This window comes from Ensifer sesbaniae, assembly GCF_013283665.1.
GTDB classification, from domain to species: Bacteria; Pseudomonadota; Alphaproteobacteria; order Rhizobiales; family Rhizobiaceae; genus Ensifer; species Ensifer sesbaniae.
Genome location: NZ_JABEKU010000002.1, coordinates 662,050 through 680,401, shown reverse-complemented (window position 1 = coordinate 680,401; position 18,352 = coordinate 662,050). Strand labels below are relative to the sequence as shown.

The window sequence follows — 18,352 nt, the reverse complement described above, 5'->3', positions numbered from 1 at the left end:
GAATGGGCTGTGTCGGGTCGTCGCATCGTTTTCTAGGGCCGATCATCGGCCTTCTCGTGTTCCTTTCGATTGTCTTCGGTCCCGTTTCCAAGGGATTTGCGCAGGAAGCGGCGCCCGCCGCGCCGCCTGCCAAGGTCCAGCAACTGATCCAGCTTCTCGACGATCCCGAAGTGAAGCAGTGGCTTTCGACGAAACAGACGCCTGCCGTCACTCCGGCTGCGACCGAGGCGCCGGCGACGGGGGTCGTCGCCCGGTGGACGGCTGAAATCAGGCGCCACCTGACAGGCATCACCAATGCCGTGCCGCGCGTTCTCCCGGAAATGCAAGCCGCACGGGATCGCCTGGCCGGAGACATGGAAAACCACGGCGCCGCTCCGATCCTCAAAGGCTTCTTCCTCATCTTGCTGATCGGCTACGGCGCCGAATATCTGCTGCGTTGGGTGTTAAAGCGCAGCCTGCAGGGTGCGGTCCTGACCGGGCCGGCCCGGACGATATTGACACGGGTCCTGCCGCTCATCGTTTTCGCGGCCGCCAGCATGTCGGTGCTTGCGATCGCCGATTGGCCTCGGCGGCTGGAGACGACGATCGCGCCGCTGCTTGGCGCCTGGATCGGCGCCCGCCTGCTGATGATCATCGCCTCGGCTGTGTTGACCGGCGGACCGGCAAGCGAGGAGAGTGCAGATGGACGGGTCGGCTACATGTCGCTGACGCCGGACGATGCCCGCTTCTGGTACCGGCACAGCCTGTGGCTGATCGGCGCTGCCGCGCTGGTCTGGGGTGTCGGCGATGCGATGCTGGCTCTTTCCATTCCCACTGACGTGCACGATCTCGTCGCCGCGGCTCTTGGCCTGGTGGTCTTGGCGCTCGGGATCTTGACGGTGGTGCGCCGGCCCACCGGTAACGTCGTCGGCTCGCGCCGCATCGTCGGAAATATCCTGCTGGTCGCCTTCCTGGTCGTGCTGTGGATGCTGTGGGTCGCGGGGATGGACGTGCTGTTCTGGATCGGCCTCTACGTGATCGGCATACCGCCGTTGCTGCGCTTCACCAGTGCGTTTACCAAGACGATGCTGGTTGCGTCTGCCGAAGACGACACGCGTGTGATGCGCAATATCTTCGTCGAGCGCGGCGCGCGGCTGCTGGTCATCGCTCTGGCGGCCGGCTGGCTGGCGCTGGTCTTCAAGGTCAGTGCCACGGCGATGATGCATGACGACGCCTTCAATCGGGTGGTCCGCGGGGCGCTCGCCGGTATCGTCATTCTGCTGGCGGCAGACCTCATCTGGCAGCTCGTGAAGGGTTTCATCAATCTGCGCGTCAAGCAGGCCAATCACGCGACCGAGGACCCGGCCGAGCGCGCCCGCAACACCCGTCTGATGACGTTGCTACCGATCCTGCGCAACTTCCTCGCTGCCATCATCGCCGTCGTGGCGGTGCTCATGGTGCTGTCCGGCCTCGGAGTGGAAATCGGCCCGCTGATCGCCGGTGCCGGTGTCTTCGGCGTAGCCATCGGCTTCGGCTCGCAAACGCTCGTCAAGGACGTCATCAGCGGCATCTTCTACATGATGGATGACGCTTTCCGCATCGGGGAATATATCCAGAGCGGCAGCTACAAGGGCACGGTCGAATCCTTCAGCATTCGTTCCGTCAAGCTCCGGCATCACCGCGGCCCGGTCTTTACCGTGCCTTTCGGCTCGCTCGGCGCGGTGCAGAACATGAGCCGTGACTGGGTGATCGACAAGTTCCTGATCAACGTTTCGTTCGATGCCGATGTCGCCAAGGTGAAGAAGCTGGTGAAGGGCATCGGTGCCAAGCTGCTCGAAGATCCGGATATCGGGCCACTGATCCTGGAAACGGTCAAGATGAAGGGCGTCGAGAATTTTGGTGACTATGGGATGACCCTGAGCTTCGCCATGAAGACGAAGCCGGGCAGCCAGACCCAGGTCAGACGCCGGGCCCAGGTCATGATCAAGGAAGCCTTCAAGGAAAACGGCATCAACTTCGCCTCGCCGACGGTGCAGGTGGCCGGCGACGAGCAGCAGCATTCTGCTGCCGCCGCTGCCGCCACCCGCGATGCCATCGCCAAGAAGAATGCCGCCGCAGCCCTCGGGGAGGGAGGGCCGCCAGAGGAATAGGGGGTTCATCGACAGGTTTTCCAGGGGCTGGGGAGGCCGACCATGAAGCGCGTTCTATTGGGGATGTTGCTGTTCGTGTTCTTCGCAGGCGGCAGCGCCTTGGCGCAATCGAGCGAGCAATTCGTCCGGTCGATGTTCGTTCCGCACAAGGACGATTTCGACGGGATGGAAAAGAGGCGGATTGTCCGCATCCTCGTGCCGTTCAGCAAGACGATCTACTTCATCGACCGCGGCCAGCAGCTCGGCACGGCGGTCGAATCAGGGATGGCTCTCGAAAAAGAGCTCAACAAAGGCCGCAAGAAGCAGGTCGACAAGATCCATGTCGGTTTCGTGCCCGTGCCCCGCGCGCGGTTGCTGTCGGCGCTTGAGGAGGGCCTTGGCGATGTCGTCATGGCCAATCTGACGATCACCGAGACGCGGCTTGCCAAGGTGGACTTTACCGCGCCGTTGTTCGAGGAGGCCAAGGAAGTGCTGGTTACCGGTCCTTCGGCACCGGCAATCGCCAGCCTCGACGACCTGAGCGGTCAGGAGATCCACGTGCGCCGCTCGAGCAGCTATTACGAACACCTGGTGGCGCTCAGCGCGAATTTCAAGAAGGTGGGCCGTGCGCCGATCGCGCTGAAGGACATCGACGAGAACCTTGAGGACGAAGACATCCTGGAGATGGTCAATGCCGGTCTGCTGTCGTGGACCGTCGTCGACGGGCACAAGGTGGGTATCTGGTCGAGGGTTTTGACCGACATCAAGGTGCGCGACGATATCGTCATTTCGGATCATGGACAGATTGCCTGGGCGATCCGCAAGAACAGCCCGAAATTCAAGGCCGTCCTGGACGGATTCGTTAAGGGGCATCGGATCGGCACGACCTTCGGCAACATCCTGAGAAACAAATACTACAAGAGCGACAAGATGCTGAAGCGCGCCTATGCGCCTGATGATGTCGAGCGCTTCAAGCAACTGGTGGAGATCTTCCGCAAGCACGGAGGCAACTATTCCTTCGATCATCTGATGCTGATGGCCCAGGGCTATCAGGAATCGCAACTCGACCAGTCCAGGCGCAGCCCGCGCGGCGCCGTTGGCATCATGCAATTGCTGCCATCGACCGCGGCCGACAAGTCTGTCGACATTCGCGGCATCGACAAGGACGAGAACCTGAACGTCGAGGCTGGATCGAAGTATCTGCGTTTCCTCATCGACACCTATATCAACGATCCGGCGGTCACGCCGCGAGACCAGCTGCTGTTCGCTTTCGCCGCCTACAATGCCGGGCCTGGGAACCTGCGCAAGTTCCGAACGAAGGCCAAGGAGATGGGACTCGATCCGAACGTTTGGTTCGGAAATGTCGAAAACGCCGCTGCCGCGATCGTGGGGCGCGAGACGGTTCAATATGTCAGCAACATCCATAAATACTATGTCGCCTACAGCCTGCTCGAGGCCCATGACGCCGACGCGGCCGCGGCAAAAGTTGAAAACAAGGCGGCACCCACCGCGCCATAGGTGCGGCGCACGCGTTCGCCGGAAGTGGAGGTTTCGAAATGGTCGCGGTGAAAAGCAATGCGCCCGTGAGGCGATCGGCAGCCCTTCTTTGCCTTTTCGCTCTGACGCTCGCCGGCTGCACGACGCCAGACATCGAGCCGATCCCGGGCAGCATCACCTATGGTGGCCAGCCCCGGACAAAACTGACGAAGGCGCCCGTGGGCAGCATCGTCCCGCACCGCTTCACGAGCGGCAACAGTTTCGTTCAGGAGACCTATGTCATTCAGCCGGATCGCACGCTGAAACTTATCCGGCGCGACTACTATGATTTGCCGTTTGATTGATGAACCTAAGGTGCGTGCCGGACTCGGTTGGTTGACAGTCTCGCGCGGAGGCACGATAGCTCGCTGCAGATGAAGATCGCCTTTTATGCACCGCTGAAATCCCCCGATCACCCGGTGCCGTCAGGTGACCGGCTGATGGCGCGCATGCTGATGGCGGCCCTTCGGATCGATGGGCACGAGGTTGCCATTGCATCCGACCTGCGCAGCTTCATGGCGACGCCATCCGATCACGATTTCCACGCGTTGGAGCTTGCGGCGGACACGGAGGCCGCGCGCCTTCGGGCACTCTGGCGCAGCGAGGGCGCGCCCGATCTCTGGTTCTGCTACCACCCCTATTACAAGGCGCCGGACCTTCTCGGGCCGGGGCTCGCAGACGAATTTTCCATTCCCTATGTGACGGCTGAAGCGTCCTATTCGATGCGGCGGAACGAGGGTATCCGGGCCATAGCCCAGCGGCATGTTCTTGCGGCCATCTCGCAGGCGGCCGTCAATATCTGCCTGACACACCGCGACCGCGACGGCCTTCTTGAAGCCGCGCCTTCCTGCCGCCACACGATGCTCGCGCCGTTCATCGATGCGGCGCCATTCATTGAAACCAAGCCGCGGGCCGATGCCGATTGCCGGATGGTCGTGGTCGCGATGATGCGCAGCGGCGACAAGATGGACAGCTACCGCATGCTGGCGCAGGCGCTGATGCGCCTTGCTGCCACCGCCTGGACCTTGACGATCGTCGGCGACGGGCCTTGCCGGGAGGCGGTCAAAGAAACCTTCACTTCCTTGCCTCCCGACCGATTGGTGTGGCTTGGCGAAAAGGATGCAGCCGAGCTTCCGCAAATTCTTGCAGGCGGTGACCTTTACGTGTGGCCCGGCTGCGGCGAGGCCTACGGGCTTGCCTATCTCGAAGCGCAGGCGGCCGGTCTGCCGGTCGTTGCCCAGCGAACGGCCGGTGTGCCCGAGGTCGTGAGGCACGGGGAGACCGGGTTGCTGACGCCGGACGGGGATATCGATGCCTATGCGGCGGCGATGCGCGACCTGATCGAGAACCCGGCACGCCGATGGCGATTGGGCGCAGCCGCCCGACGGTTCGTTCATGAGGAGCGTTCGTTTCCGGCAGCCGCTCGACGGCTTCGCTCGATTTTCGATGAATTCCTGGAGAGGCCGGCATGACCGAAGAAATCCATTGGCAGCGCTTTGCTGCGGAACTCGATCGCGTTGCGGCGTCGGGGCGGCAGGTGGACTTCTGGCTGCGGGACGACGACGCAGCCGAACCGACGGCGGCGCTCGATCGCCTGCTGTCGCTGATCGACCGACACGCATCTCCGGTGGTTCTGGCCGTTCCGCCGGCCCAGGCCGGCGATGCGCTCGCGCGCCGCCTCGACGGGCTCGAAGGTGCAAGCATTGCGGTGCACGGTTGGGCGCATCGCAATCACGCGCCGCCTGAGGAAAAGAAGCAGGAGCTCGGCGCACACCGACCGCGCGCCACGGTGCTCCACGAACTCGAGCGCGGCTATAGCCGCCTGCAGGCGCTTTTCCCCGGTAGCTTCGTGCCGATGCTCGTTCCGCCGTGGAACCGGATCGATCCAGCCCTTCTCGACGGCTTGCCCGATGTCGGTTTCAAGGCGCTCTCGATCTTCGGTCCGGAAAAGCCGTCACCGTTCAAGCTCGTTAACACCCATGTCGACGTGATGGACTGGCGCGGGACACGCGGCTGCCGCGACCATGCCCTGATCGTCGCCGACATCCTCGCGAGGCTTCGGCAAGTATCCGGCGATGTCGATGAGAGAGCAGACCAGAAGGGCCGCATGATCGGCGTGCTGACGCATCACTTGGTTCACGACGAGGGAGTATGGGCGTTCCTCGAAAAGCTCTTCGCAGCGACCAGCAGACATCCTGCCTGTCGCTGGCTTGCCGGCGGCGACCTTACAGATCGATGAACTGCCCGTCGCGGGCGGCAAAGGCGCCGGCGAAGGTGGCTCGAATGTCACGCTCCATGGCGGCAAGCGCCTCGTCGGTGCGGGACGGATCATGATGGAACATGGCGAGCTGCTTGACCCCGGCGGCCATCGCCAGCCGGGCGCCATGCATGCCGGTCGAGTGTCCATAGCCCTGAAAATGATCCATCTCGCTCTCGAGATAGGTGCAGTCGTAGACCATCAGGTCGCAGCCGGCGATCAGTTCGAGAACGGCGGGATCCAGAATGCCGGGCTCGTGCTCGGTGTCGTAGACGAGAGCGACGGCGCGGCCGTTCCATTCGACGCGGTAGCCGACACAGCCGCCGGGATGATTGAGACTTGTCGTGCGGATCGTGATCCCTTCGCGCGGTGTCAGTACGTCGCCGGGCTTGAAATCCATGCCGTCGAGGCTTGCCTGACAGATATCCGGGTCCACCGGGAACCATGGCGGGCGCATGAAGTCACGGATCATTTCCCTGGTGGTCATGCTGCCGTGCAGGTGGCCCGACCAGAAGCGAACCGAATTCTGACACTTGTAGATCGGCTTGAAATAGGGAAGGCCGATGATGTGGTCATAGTGGCTGTGGGTGAAGAAAAGGTCGAACCGGTCGACGCCCTCGGCGATCAGCGAGTAACCGGCTTCGCGCAGCCCAGACCCCGCATCGAAGAGCAAAACATCCTTGCCGCATCGAACTTCGATGCAGGATGTATTTCCCCCATAGGCGACGTATTGTTGGCCGGATACCGGCAAACTTCCTCTTACGCCCCAGAACCGCACTCGAAAGTTGTCGTCACGCATTCAGTTTCGGCTTCACTACGCACGCTCGGGTCATTTTGATCCTTGTGTGACTGTTAAACAAGCACAGATGGCCATACCCCTGCAATGCCATGGGTTATTATTTGGAAAGTAACCTTAGCGTCGCCAACAGCGCCTGATTGGAAATCGCCCGACGGAACCGCATTATAGCGGGGGTCGCCGGACAGATTGCGGGGCCTTGGCAACGGCATGTGAAACTTTTTGTTGCGCTCTTATATGGATTGTCTATCGAACGCAGTAACGTAGGGAACAGGTCACGCATGGTTGAGACAGCAGACGGGCGGTTCTACGACAGCGTCCCCCTTTTCGATGCGTTCGAAGGGGTCGCGGACGAGGCGAACTATCGCCCGCTGCCGGACAGCTGGATTCTTGCCGTTGCCGACATCGTCAATTCCACCGGCGCGATCGCCGAGGGCCGTTACAAAACCGTGAACATGGCAGGCGCCAGCGTCATTTCGGCGTTGATGAACGCACTCGAAGAAAAGTCGATGCCCTTTGTTTTCGGGGGTGACGGCGCGCTCGCCGCGCTGCCGGCGCCAATGCAGGATCGCGCCCGCGACGCACTCGCCGCCGTGAAGACCTGGGTGGCGGAGGAACTTGGGCTCGACTTGCGCGCCGCGCTGGTGCCGGTCAGCGATATCCGCGCAAACGGCCTCGACATGCGCGTCGCCCGCTTCAAGGCGAGCGAAGAAGTTTCCTATGCGATGTTTGCGGGCGGTGGCGCCAGTTGGGCCGAGGCGGCGATGAAGGCGGGTCGCTATTCCGTCGGTGCCGCGATCCCCGGCAGCCGGCCTGATTTGACCGGGCTCTCCTGTCGCTGGAACCCGATCGAGTCCCGCCATGGCACCATTGCGTCGATCATCGCCGTGCCCGGACCGAAAGGCAATGGAGCAGAATTCCAGTCGCTGATCGCCGATATTGTCGCTTTGGCCGACGAGGAGGAGCGCAACGGCCATCCGGTTCCTGAACTCGGGCCGAATCCGCGGTTCTCCTTCAAGGGGATCGATGCCGAGACGCGGGCTGTGGCACCAAAAGGACGGCGCTTCCTCGCCCGTTGCTTCATCACCGTGCAGACGCTGGTGCTGTTCGTCTGCCTCAGGATGGGCTGGAATCTTGGATCATTCGACACGGGCCGTTACCGTCGTGATCTCGCCGACAACACGGATTTCCGCAAATTCGATGATGGGCTGAAAATGACGATCGACATCAGTGCCGAACGGCTCGGACGGATCGAGACGCGGCTAAGGCAGGCCGAGGCGGCGGGTGTCGGGCACTATGGCCTGCATCAACAGGGCTCGGCGCTGATGACCTGCATCGTGCCGACGCCGATGACACGGGATCACATGCATTTCGTCGACGGCGCGTCGGGCGGCTATGCGGTGGCAGCAAGCAAGCTCAAGGCCGCGCTGGCGCGCGTGCAGGCGGCGTAGACACACGCGAGCTGCCGCCCGATTTTCAGACCTCCCGGGCCAGATCGGGCTAAGCCTTGACGATATGGTCGCCGGTCAAGCCGTTGCGGTAAAAGACGTTGCGCGTATCGACGATGAGCGAGGCGGAATTGGCAAGGGCGGCGTAGTCCACCTGGTCGTGGTCGGTGGCAATCAGAACCGCATCGAACGCCGCGACCGTTCGCGCGTCGAGCGGGACCGAACGCCTGCCCTTCAGCGCACCATGTTCGCGTGTCGGCGGGATCTCGGCGACGTAGGGGTCATGATAGGCGGTGCGGCCCCCGCGCTCTTCGATCAATTCGATCAGGCGCAGCGACGGGCTTTCGCGAATATCCGGAACGTTCTTCTTGTAGGCGAGGCCGACGACGAGGACGTTGGAACGGCTGAGCGCCTTGCCGGCCTTGCGGTCGAGCGCCTCGGCAAGTCGGCTGATCACATGACGGGGCATGGCCGAGTTGATCTCGCCGGCAAGTTCGATGAAGCGTGTCGGCAGTTCGTATTCCCGCGACTTCCAGGTGAGATAGAAGGGGTCGATCGGTATGCAGTGACCGCCGAGCCCCGGGCCGGGGTAGAAGGGCATGTAGCCGAACGGCTTGGTCTTCGCCGCCTCGATCACTTCCCATACGTCGATGCCCATCGCCTCGTAGACGATCTTCAATTCGTTGACGAGGGCGATGTTCACCGAGCGGAAAATGTTCTCGGTCAGTTTCACCGCCTCCGCCGTGGCGTTGGAGGAGACCGGCACCACGGTTTTCACCACGGCTGCGTAGAAGCGCTCCATCAACGCCGAAGCCTGCGGTCCGTCGCCGGCGACGACCTTCGGAATGCTGACGGTTTCGTAGGTCGGGTTGCCGGGATCCTCACGCTCCGGCGAAAAGCCGACGAAGAAATCGCTGCCCGATTTGAGCCCGGTTTCTTCGAGGATCGTGCGCACGACGCCGTCGGTCGTCCCGGGATAGGTGGTCGATTCCAGGACGACGAGCTGTGCGGGCCTCAGGGTCGCGGCGATCGCCCGTGACGTCTTCTCGACGAAGGAAAGATCGGGATCGCGGTGTTTGGTGAGCGGGGTCGGCACGCAGATGATGATGACGTCGCAGTCCGTCAGCTTTTGAAAGTCCGTGGTCGAGCGGAAGCGGCCGGCACTGTTCTCTTTCGCAAGTGCTGCGTCCGATACGGCGGCGATGTAGGATTTGCCCGCGTCGAGCGCGACGATCTTGGTGGGGTCGATGTCGAAGCCGGTGACGACGAAGCCCGCGCGAGCAGCGGCGATGGCGAGCGGCAGGCCGACATAGCCGAGACCGATGACGCCAACCGTGGCGCTCAAGGCGGAGATGGACGAGAGCAGGCTTTCGTAATGAGGTGAGGTCAAGTTTGTTTTCCGGATCTCGTGGCAGGCGGTGGCGCCCGCGCGAACATGTCGTGGTTTGTTGGAGAGAAACAAGCGGCAAGTCAAGCGAGGCACTGCGTCACGCCTGCATTCAGGCCCTTGAGCCGGCTATCAATTCTTCGTGCGAGAAAAACTTTGCCGGGCCTCTGGAAATCGCAAGGCGGGATCAATATCTGCAACATATAAGTGCCGCATTCCGGGTGCCTGCACGTCATTGACGCCGGAATCGGCTGGAGCATTTTCTTAACGGGCACGGCTCATCATCATCCCCCCCGCGAACATGGACCGGCACTTTGCCGGGGCGTTCGTCGTCTCCGGATGCTGACGCGGGACGGTCTGTCATGGTGAGGACGCGAAATGGCCCCGACGAACGACAACGTATCCGAAATCCTCATCGACAAGGTTGCCGACTGGCTGATGCGGACATCGCTGAGCGACGCACCGCTGGAGACGATCGTCAAGGGCTTCTGCGAGCGGCTCGCCGCCGCCGGCCTGCCGCTGATGCGCGTTCATCTGTCCTTTTCGATGTTGCATCCGCTCTATGATGCGCTTGGTTTTACCTGGATCCGCGGCAAGGGCGTCGAGGTCAGCGGCCTTCGGCACGAAGAGCTGGCGCTCAATCCGGAGCGTTTCCTCCAGAGCCCCTATTACTATCTGCTCAACAACAATCTCGAACATGTCCGGCGGCGCATCTATCAGGATACCCCGTCCGAGTTCCCGATCTTCGACGACCTCAAGGAGATGGGGGCCACCGACTATCTGGCCTTCATGCAGTCGCTCGGCGCCGATTCCGGTCACGGCATGGTCGGTTCCTGGACGACGGATCGTCACGGCGGCTTCACCGACGATGTGATCGGGGCATTGCTGAAGCTGCAGTATCACCTCGCGGTCGCTGCTAAGATGGCGGTACTCGGCAAACTCGCCGACAACATGCTGACCACCTATCTCGGTTCCAGTGCCGGTCGACGCGTGATGAGCGGTCAGGTCCGCCGTGGCGACGGCGAAACGGTGCGCGCGATCCTGGTCATGGCCGACATGCGTCGTTCGACGATGCTGGCGGAAAAGGAAGGGCGACAGTCCTACATCGAGACGCTGAACACCTATTTCGACGCGATCGCCGCGCCGTTCAACCGCAATGGCGGCCATATCCTGAGCTTCGTCGGGGATGGGTTCATCGCCGTCTATCCGTGCGGCCGCCACAAGGAGCCGTCCGAGTTTGCTGCCCGCGAGGCTTTTTCCGCCGTGCGCGCAGCAACGGCGCGCATGGAGATGTTGAACGGCGAACGGCGCAAGCAAGCGCGCGATCCGATTGGCTACGGTATCGGGCTCCATGTCGGCAACGTGATGTTCGGCAACGTTGGCTTGCGCGACCGGCTGACCTTTTCCGCTTTCGGCTCGGCCGTCAACGAAGTGCAGCGGTTGCAGAACCTCACCAAGAAATATGCGCATAGCGTTGTTGCCAGTGAGGCCTTCGTCAACTACTGCGGCGGAGATTGGACGGCGCTCGGCCAGGAAAAACTGCGCGGAGTCCGGCAGAAATTCACGATTCTCTACCCCAACGATGCGGCGTTGCTTGCCAGGGCAGACGAGCGCTTCGACGATGTGTTGCAGGATGGACTTTCCGAGGCGGAACATGTCATGTTGCTTCATCGCAATACTCGTCCGCTACAGCCGCCGCGCGGCCTCATCGACAAGATGCTTCAATAAGGGGGAAGAATGTTCCGAGTCGTGTTTGTCGCCGCCAGCATTGCCATGGCCGGGGGCGCGATGGCGCAGCCGTGGGAAACCAAACTGTCAGACGGCTTCGAGGGACAGAACTTCGCGCCCGAAGGTGGGCTTTACTATCGCGAGAATTTCGAGCAGAGCGCCGGCACGGTCGAATTTCAAAGCCAGGTCACGCATACCGGAAAGGGCGCGCTCAAACTGAGCGTCGTTCCGACCTGTCCTGATTCGCTCGACGGTTGCAGCGAGCGAGCCGAGATCTGGGAGAAGACGGCGCTTCGCGTGCCCTACGACCAGGGGATTTGGTACGGCTTCGCAGTCAAATTCGCCGATCCGATCCCCAACGAGGATCATCGCTATCTGATCGCCCAATGGAAGCGCGAGATCGATCCCGGCGCCGAAGGCGACTTCAGCCCGTTCCTTGCCTTGCGCCTCGAGGCGGGCAAGCTCTTCGTCACGGTGGAGACGAATTACATCGCGCCGCTCTCATCCGGTCCGGAAGGTACGCCAGCGAGCTGCAAGCCCGGCGAGATCCCCGTGTGGGGGCGGCCAGGCGTCAACCAGATGCGCATGCTGGTCGCCGCCGACAGCAACTGGAAACTGGAGGACGGCAGTCTGTTCAATGCCTGCACGGATGCCATCAAGGTGACGAACCACGGCAACCCCCTGCCCGACCCGAAATCCGGCTGGATCGATTTCGCGATCTACACGCTACCGGGAGCCAATGGGACGGGGCGCATCGAGCTGTTCGCCAATGACAAGCCGATCATCACGGTAACGGGGCACGTCGGCCACGACGACAAGGGGCTCGGGAAGAACCAATACTTCAAATTCGGCCCCTACCGTGCGGCCGACGGGACGGACTGGACGCTGTTTTATGACGACTTCCGTCGCTCGCCGAATTGCTCCGATGTGTTGAAGGGCGGGGCGTGCCCTGCGCTCTAACCAACTGAATGCACGGGGCAATGCTCCGGTTGCAGTCGGCCCTGCTGGACAGCCCTCTGAAGCTGCGCTAGTCTTTTTTTAGAGGCGGCGGATAAAAAGAAGCGATGAGGGAAGCGTGCTGCGATGACATCTGGGGCGGACCTGCTTCGAGTTGAAGGTCTGCGGATCACATTCTCGGTGCTCGGCGGCGAAGTTCAAGCCGTCAATAACGCGAATTTCAGGATTTTGCCCGGGAAGGTTACGGCTCTCGTCGGTGAGTCGGGATCGGGAAAGTCGGCCATCAGCCAAGCGGTAATGGGCATTTTGCCCAACGTCGCGAGGGTTGGTGGCAAAATTTTGTTCAACGACCCCACCACGGCGGCAAAGCCGATCGACCTGCTCTCGCTGGAGCGGGAAGGCGAGGAAATACGCGGTCTACGCGGTACGCGCATCAGCAAGATCTTTCAGGAGCCGATGACGTCGCTGTCGCCGCTCCACACGATCGGAAACCAGATTTCCGAAGTGCTGAAAATCCACACGGATGCGGAAAAGGCTGAGCGCCGTGCGCGCACCGAGGAACTGCTCGGCTATGTCGGCTTCGCCAATCCGAAGCGCGCCTACGACATGTATCCCTTCGAGCTTTCCGGCGGGATGCGCCAGCGCGCGATGATCGCCATGGCACTGATCTGTCGGCCTGCCCTGTTGATCGCCGACGAGCCGACGACCGCGCTCGACGTGACGGTACAGGCGCAGATCCTGAAACTTCTGCGCGAGCTTCAGGTGAAGCTCAATATGGCGATGCTGCTGATTACCCACGACCTCGGCGTCGTCGCCAACATGGCCGACGAGGTTGTGGTGATCTATCACGGGCAGATCGTCGAGGCCGGTCCCGTCGAGGCGATCTTCCGCAATCCGCAGCACCCCTATCTCAAGGGGCTGATGGCGGCCGTTCCCCATTTCGACATGAAGCCCGGCGAGCGGTTGAAGGCGCTGCGTGAAGTGCCGGTCAAGGCGGGCACGCTGCTTGGGGGCTCGGCTGCCGACCGACGGGCCGGTCCCGATGTGCTCTTGTCCGTCCACAATGTTTCGAAGACCTACGGAACGCGAAAGTCTTCGTGGTTCGGCGGCGGGGAGAGCACGCTGCATCGCGCCGTCGACGACGTCAGCTTCGATATTCGCCGTGGTGAATGTCTTGGTCTCGTCGGAGAGAGCGGCTGCGGCAAGACGACCGTCAGCAAGATCCTCATGCGGGCGGTGACACCCGATGCCGGATCGGTGATCTTCGACAATGGCGAAGGTCCCGTCGATGTATTGAAGGCGCAGGGCGACGATCTCCAGGCATTGCGCTCGAAAATCCAGATGGTCTTCCAGGATCCGGTTTCGTCGCTTTCCCCGCGCATGACGGTCAAGAACATCCTCAGCGAACCGCTGGAGATTCACGGGCGCGGGACGGCGAAATCGCGTGTCGAGACGGTGCGTTCGCTGTTGCAGGCGGTGGGTCTGGACCAGCGTTTCATCAACCGTTACCCGCACAGCTTCTCCGGTGGGCAGCGTCAGCGTATCGGCATTGCCCGGGCTCTCGCACTGGTACCGGAACTGTTGATCTGCGACGAACCGGTTTCGGCGCTCGACGTTTCGGTCCAGGCGCAAATTCTCAACCTTCTCAAGGATCTGCAGAAGGAACTGGGGCTGACCTGCCTGTTCATCTCGCACAACCTTGCAGTCGTGGACTATATGGCGGACCGCATCGCCGTGATGTGCGCCGGTCGCATCGTCGAGCTCGCCCCGCGCGAGGTGCTAATGCGCAATCCGGTTCATCCCTATACCAAGTCGCTGCTGGCGGCCGTTCCCTATCCGGATCTCGACCGGCAACTCGACTTCGACAGGCTGAAGGACAGCGAAGGATCGGATATGCGGCGCTGGGGACCGCAGTTCCGTGACGACGACGCTGGCGACACGCTCACCGCCGCAGATCTCGGTGGCGACCACTTCGTACTGGCGCGCCGGTCGGTGGATGCAAGGGAGTTACGGCCATGATCACCCGCCGAACTGTTCTGGCATTGCTTGCAACCGTGGCGTTTCCTATGCGGCTCCTGGCTGCCGCCGGCGAGCCGGCGTTTCTGGAAAAGCTGATTGCGGAAGGCAAGCTCCCGCCGCTTAGCGAACGTTTGCCCAAGACGCCACGCGTCATCAACGTCGCGGCCTTGGGGCGCAAACCCGGCAAGCATGGTGGCGTCGTGACGATGATCATCGGCAGCGCCAAGGACATCCGGCTGATGACCGTCTACGGCTATGCCCGACTGGTCGGCTATGACGAAACGCTGAAGCTCGAAGCGGACGTGCTCGAGAGCTACGAGACGGTCGAGGACCGTATCTTCACCTTCCATTTGAGGGAAGGGCACAAGTGGTCCGACGGAACACCGCTGACGGCCGAGGACTTCCGCTACTGCTGGGACGATGTCCTCAACAACGAGAAGCTTAGCCCCGCCGGATTGCCGACTGCGCTCGTCATGGACGGCGAAGCAGGAAAGTTCGAAGTCATCGACGAGCGAACCGTTCGCTATACCTGGTCGACACCGAACCCGGACTTCCTGCAGAAGCTCGCGGCACCGCAGCCGCTGGTGGTGGCGATGCCGTCAGCCTATCTCAAACAGTTCCATGAGAAGTACCAGGAAGAAGACAAGCTCAAGGCTTTGATGAAGGAGCAGCGCGTCAAGAAATGGAGCCAGCTCCATATGCGCATGGCTCGCTCCTATCGCCCTGAGAACCCCGACCTTCCAACGCTCGATCCATGGCGTAACACCACGTCGCTTCCGGCCGAACAGTTCGTCTTCGAGCGCAATCCCTATTTCCACCGCGTCGACGAGAACGGATTGCAGCTTCCCTATATCGACAAGTTCGTGCTCAACGTCAGCTCGCCGGCGCTGATTCCGGCGAAGACCGGAACGGGCGAAAGCGATTTGCAGGCGACGGGTATCGATTTCGTCGACTATACCTTCCTCAAGGATTCCGAGAAGCGTTATCCGGTGAAGGTGCTGCTGTGGAAGAAGACGCAAGGCTCGCGCCTGGCGCTCTTGCCGAACCTCAACTGCTCCGACACGGTCTGGCGGGCGCTTCTGCAGGACGTGCGCGTTCGCCGCGCGCTCTCGCTTGCGATCGACCGCACCGAGATCAACAAGGCAGTCTTCTACGGCCTGACCAAGGAGAGCGCCGACACGGTCCTGCAGGATAGCCCGCTCTTTCGTCCGGAATTCGCCAGCGCCTGGATCGCCCACGATCCGGCCCAGGCGAATGCGCTGCTGGACGAGGCGGGGCTTACGCAACGCGGTAGCGACGGCATTCGCATCCTGTCCGACGGCCGGGCGGCGCAAATCGTCGTGGAAACGGCGGGTGAAAGCACGCTCGAAACGGACGTGCTGCAGCTCATCACCGACTATTGGCAAAAGATCGGGATATCCCTTTTCATCCGCACCTCGCAGCGCGACACGTTCCGCAGCCGCGCTGTCGGCGGCGAGATCATCATGTCGATGTGGTTCGGGCTCGACAACGGCGTTCCCACCCCGGGCATGAACCCGGGGCAGCTGGCGCCGACCGCCGACGACCAACTGCAATGGCCGGTCTGGGGGCTCAACTACCTGTCCCATGGCGAAATGGGCCAGCCGCCGGATCTTCCGGCCGCCATCGAACTGACAGAGCTGCTGCAGCGCTGGCGGCATTCGGCTGAAGATGCCGAGCGTACGGAGATTTGGACCCGCATGCTGTCGATTTACACAGACCAGGTCTTCTCGATCGGTATCGTCAACGCCTCGCTGCAGCCGATCCTCGTGGCCAAGAAGCTTCGGAATGTGCCGGAAACGGCGCTCTACGGTTTCGATCCCACCTGCTATTTTGGTGTTTACAAGACCGATACGTTCTGGATCGAGCAGGAAGCCTGACATGCTGCGATATATTCTCTGGCGTATCGCGGCGATGGTTCCAACCCTCCTCATCATTTCCGCTCTCGTCTTCACCATCATCGAACTGCCGCCCGGCGACTACTTCGAGAGCTATGTCTCCGAGATCAAGGCGCAGGGCGAAGGCGTCGACATGGAGCAGATCGAGGCGCTGAGGAAGGAGTACGGCTTCGATCAGCCGGCGGCCCTGCGCTACGTCTACTGGCTCGGTGGCATGCTGAAGGGCGATTTCGGCTATTCCTTCGAATATGAACTGCCGGTCAGCGCCGTGGTCGGCGACCGTCTGTGGCTGACGATCCTCGTTTCCTTCGTCACCATCATCTTCACCTGGCTGATCGCCTTTCCGATCGGCATCTATTCCGCGACGCATCAGTATAGCTGGGGTGACTACGGCCTGTCGCTCATGGGGTTGATCGGTATCGCCATCCCGAACTTCATGCTCGCGCTGATCCTGATGTATTTCGCCAATATCTGGTTCGGGATTTCGATCGGTCACCTGATGGACCAGAAATATCTGGCCGAGCCGATGAGTTGGGCCAAGGCGAAGTCGATCCTCGAGCATATCTGGATTCCGGTCATCATCGTCGGTGCGGCGGGCACGGCCGGCATGATCCGGCGCCTGCGCGCCAATCTGCTCGACGAGTTGCAGAAGCAGTATGTGGTGACGGCCCGGGCCAAGGGCCTTTCGCCGATGCGCACGCTGGTCAAATACCCCCTGCGGATGGCCCTGAACTTCTTCATATCGGATATCGGCTCGATCCTGCCGGCGATCATTTCCGGCGCTGAAATCACCGCGATCGTATTGTCGTTGGAAACCACCGGACCGATGTTGATCAAGGCTCTGCAGAGCCAGGACATGTATCTCGCCGGTTCGTTCCTGATGTTCCTCGCCTTTCTGACGGTCATCGGCGTGCTGATTTCCGACATTGCGCTCGCCATCCTCGATCCTCGAATTCGGCTGCAAGGCAGGAGCACCAAGTGACGTCATTCCTTCCGGCGCCCGGCGAGCCCTTGCCGCACTACGTATCGACGGCTCCTTTCGATCCCTATTCCGTCGAGGCGATGACCGACGAGCAGGTGCGCGTCAACCAGGCTTCCCAGCTTCGCCTGATGTGGTGGAAATTCCGCCGCCACAGGCTCGCGCTCGCCTCCGGCATTTTCCTCGCGGTGCTCTATCTGTCGATCGTCGCCTCCGAGTTCCTGGCGCCCTACAACCTGCACACCCGCAACATGGATTACATCTATGCGCCGCCGCAGGCGGTGCATCTGTTCCATGAGGGCAAGTTCGTCGGTCCCTTCGTCTATGGACGGACCATGACACTCGACATGGACACGCTGAAGCGCAACTACACCGACGATACCAAGGACGTGCAGCGGCTCCGCTTCTTCTGCCGCGGCGACAGCTATCGCTTCTGGGGCCTGTTCGACAGCAACGTGCATCTCGTTTGCCCGGCCGAAGGCGGTCAGGCCTTTTTCCTGGGAACGGATCGTCTCGGCCGTGACGTGCTGTCGCGCATCATTTACGGCGCTCGAATTTCGCTCACGATCGGTCTTCTCGGCATCACCGTCAGCTTCGTGCTCGGCATCGTCATCGGCGGCCTTGCCGGTTATCACGGCGGCGTCTTCGATCTCATCGTTCAGCGCGTCATTGAAGTCCTGCAGTCGATCCCAAGCATCCCGCTCTGGCTGTCGCTCGCGGCGATCATGCCGGCGACCTGGAGCCCGATTCTGATCTACCTGGCGATCACGATCATCCTCGGACTCCTGGACTGGACGGGGCTCGCGCGCGCGGTACGCTCGAAACTGCTCGCGCTTCGCGAGGAAGATTACGTGCTGGCGGCCCAGTTGATGGGTGCGAAGAGCAGCCGCATCATCGGCCGACATCTCGTGCCCGGCTTCATGTCGCATCTGATCGCCACCGCGACGATCTCGATCCCCGGCATGATCCTCGGCGAGACCGCCCTGAGCTTCCTCGGCCTCGGCCTCAGGCCCCCGATCACCAGTTGGGGTATTCTCCTGACCGAGGCAAAAAGCGTCAGCGTCATCGCCTTCTATCCCTGGCTCCTATTTCCCACAATTCCGGTCATTCTTGTGATTTTGGCATTCAACTTCCTGGGAGATGGGTTGCGTGACGCGGCCGATCCCTACAAATGAGGCCCGATTTGATGCCGGCAACCGAACGGCGTGAAACGGTTCATTG

General features: G+C 61.7%; 14 protein-coding genes. 12 read left to right on the top strand and 2 right to left on the bottom strand.

The window, feature by feature from the left end:
- Positions 1 to 2 precede the first annotated feature (2 nt).
- From BHMPCIPO_RS20900 to BHMPCIPO_RS20880, 5 genes are all read left to right on the top strand, one after another.
- Positions 3 to 2,129, top strand: coding sequence for a mechanosensitive ion channel domain-containing protein (locus BHMPCIPO_RS20900; protein WP_173518748.1), 2,127 nt, complete (start codon positions 3 to 5; stop codon positions 2,127 to 2,129).
- 42 nt (positions 2,130 to 2,171) lie between these two features.
- Entirely contained in the window at positions 2,172 to 3,626 is a 1,455-nt protein-coding gene (locus BHMPCIPO_RS20895) for an MltF family protein (protein WP_173518747.1), read from the top strand.
- Between the two features lie 38 nt (positions 3,627 to 3,664).
- Positions 3,665 to 3,949 (top strand): hypothetical protein, encoded by a 285-nt coding sequence (locus BHMPCIPO_RS20890; protein ID WP_173518746.1) that lies wholly within the window; start codon positions 3,665 to 3,667, stop codon positions 3,947 to 3,949.
- 69 nt (positions 3,950 to 4,018) lie between these two features.
- Positions 4,019 to 5,116, top strand: a complete 1,098-nt coding sequence (locus BHMPCIPO_RS20885) for a glycosyltransferase family 4 protein (RefSeq protein WP_173518745.1) — start codon at positions 4,019 to 4,021, stop codon at positions 5,114 to 5,116.
- Positions 5,113 to 5,883: a polysaccharide deacetylase family protein gene (locus tag BHMPCIPO_RS20880; RefSeq protein ID WP_173518744.1), complete on the top strand. Its 771-nt coding sequence runs from the start codon at positions 5,113 to 5,115 to the stop codon at positions 5,881 to 5,883. Before BHMPCIPO_RS20885 ends, BHMPCIPO_RS20880 begins: the two co-directional genes overlap by 4 nt.
- Here the strand turns inward: BHMPCIPO_RS20880 and BHMPCIPO_RS20875 are convergent.
- Positions 5,870 to 6,700, bottom strand: a complete 831-nt coding sequence (locus tag BHMPCIPO_RS20875; RefSeq protein ID WP_173518743.1) for an MBL fold metallo-hydrolase — start codon at positions 6,698 to 6,700, stop codon at positions 5,870 to 5,872. The two genes, BHMPCIPO_RS20880 and BHMPCIPO_RS20875, sit on opposite strands and share 14 nt — an antisense overlap.
- Positions 6,701 to 6,978: 278 nt before the next feature.
- Here BHMPCIPO_RS20875 and BHMPCIPO_RS20870 point away from each other — a divergent pair, with 278 nt between their 5' ends.
- Positions 6,979 to 8,148, top strand: coding sequence for a DUF3095 domain-containing protein (locus tag BHMPCIPO_RS20870; RefSeq protein ID WP_173518742.1), 1,170 nt, complete (start codon positions 6,979 to 6,981; stop codon positions 8,146 to 8,148).
- Positions 8,149 to 8,197: 49 nt separating this feature from the next.
- On the opposite strand, the gene BHMPCIPO_RS20865 is transcribed toward BHMPCIPO_RS20870, so the two are convergent.
- On the bottom strand, positions 8,198 to 9,535 hold the full coding sequence (locus tag BHMPCIPO_RS20865; protein WP_173518741.1) for a nucleotide sugar dehydrogenase: 1,338 nt from the start codon (positions 9,533 to 9,535) through the stop codon (positions 8,198 to 8,200).
- A 375-nt stretch (positions 9,536 to 9,910) separates the two neighbouring features.
- Between BHMPCIPO_RS20865 and BHMPCIPO_RS20860 the strand changes: the two genes are divergently transcribed.
- From BHMPCIPO_RS20860 to BHMPCIPO_RS20835, 6 genes are all read left to right on the top strand, one after another.
- Positions 9,911 to 11,260 carry an adenylate/guanylate cyclase domain-containing protein gene (locus tag BHMPCIPO_RS20860; protein ID WP_173518740.1) on the top strand — a complete coding sequence of 450 codons (1,350 nt, stop codon included), beginning with the start codon at positions 9,911 to 9,913 and terminating at the stop codon, positions 11,258 to 11,260.
- 9 nt (positions 11,261 to 11,269) lie between these two features.
- A complete protein-coding gene (locus tag BHMPCIPO_RS20855; RefSeq protein ID WP_173518739.1) occupies positions 11,270 to 12,220 on the top strand; it encodes a polysaccharide lyase family 20 protein in 951 nt (316 codons plus the stop codon).
- A gap of 123 nt (positions 12,221 to 12,343) precedes the next feature.
- On the top strand, positions 12,344 to 14,236 hold the full coding sequence (locus BHMPCIPO_RS20850) for an ABC transporter ATP-binding protein (protein WP_173518738.1): 1,893 nt from the start codon (positions 12,344 to 12,346) through the stop codon (positions 14,234 to 14,236).
- Positions 14,233 to 16,134 (top strand): ABC transporter substrate-binding protein, encoded by a 1,902-nt coding sequence (locus BHMPCIPO_RS20845; protein ID WP_173518737.1) that lies wholly within the window; start codon positions 14,233 to 14,235, stop codon positions 16,132 to 16,134. The genes BHMPCIPO_RS20850 and BHMPCIPO_RS20845 overlap by 4 nt, the downstream gene beginning before the upstream one ends.
- A 1-nt stretch (position 16,135) precedes the next feature.
- On the top strand, positions 16,136 to 17,134 hold the full coding sequence (locus BHMPCIPO_RS20840; protein ID WP_173518736.1) for an ABC transporter permease: 999 nt from the start codon (positions 16,136 to 16,138) through the stop codon (positions 17,132 to 17,134).
- Positions 17,131 to 18,306: an ABC transporter permease gene (locus tag BHMPCIPO_RS20835; RefSeq protein WP_173518735.1), complete on the top strand. Its 1,176-nt coding sequence runs from the start codon at positions 17,131 to 17,133 to the stop codon at positions 18,304 to 18,306. Before BHMPCIPO_RS20840 ends, BHMPCIPO_RS20835 begins: the two co-directional genes overlap by 4 nt.
- Positions 18,307 to 18,352: the final 46 nt, after the last annotated feature.

Coding starts and splice junctions, on each gene's coding strand:
- BHMPCIPO_RS20895 (WP_173518747.1), top strand. CDS start 2,172: ATGAAGCGCGTTCTATTGGGGATGTTGCTGTTCGTGTTCTTCGCAGGC.
- BHMPCIPO_RS20890 (WP_173518746.1), top strand. CDS start 3,665: ATGGTCGCGGTGAAAAGCAATGCGCCCGTGAGGCGATCGGCAGCCCTT.
- BHMPCIPO_RS20845 (WP_173518737.1), top strand. CDS start 14,233: ATGATCACCCGCCGAACTGTTCTGGCATTGCTTGCAACCGTGGCGTTT.
- BHMPCIPO_RS20870 (WP_173518742.1), top strand. CDS start 6,979: ATGGTTGAGACAGCAGACGGGCGGTTCTACGACAGCGTCCCCCTTTTC.
- BHMPCIPO_RS20875 (WP_173518743.1), bottom strand. CDS start 6,700: ATGCGTGACGACAACTTTCGAGTGCGGTTCTGGGGCGTAAGAGGAAGT.
- BHMPCIPO_RS20850 (WP_173518738.1), top strand. CDS start 12,344: ATGACATCTGGGGCGGACCTGCTTCGAGTTGAAGGTCTGCGGATCACA.
- BHMPCIPO_RS20880 (WP_173518744.1), top strand. CDS start 5,113: ATGACCGAAGAAATCCATTGGCAGCGCTTTGCTGCGGAACTCGATCGC.
- BHMPCIPO_RS20900 (WP_173518748.1), top strand. CDS start 3: ATGGGCTGTGTCGGGTCGTCGCATCGTTTTCTAGGGCCGATCATCGGC.
- BHMPCIPO_RS20855 (WP_173518739.1), top strand. CDS start 11,270: ATGTTCCGAGTCGTGTTTGTCGCCGCCAGCATTGCCATGGCCGGGGGC.
- BHMPCIPO_RS20860 (WP_173518740.1), top strand. CDS start 9,911: ATGGCCCCGACGAACGACAACGTATCCGAAATCCTCATCGACAAGGTT.
- BHMPCIPO_RS20885 (WP_173518745.1), top strand. CDS start 4,019: ATGAAGATCGCCTTTTATGCACCGCTGAAATCCCCCGATCACCCGGTG.
- BHMPCIPO_RS20840 (WP_173518736.1), top strand. CDS start 16,136: ATGCTGCGATATATTCTCTGGCGTATCGCGGCGATGGTTCCAACCCTC.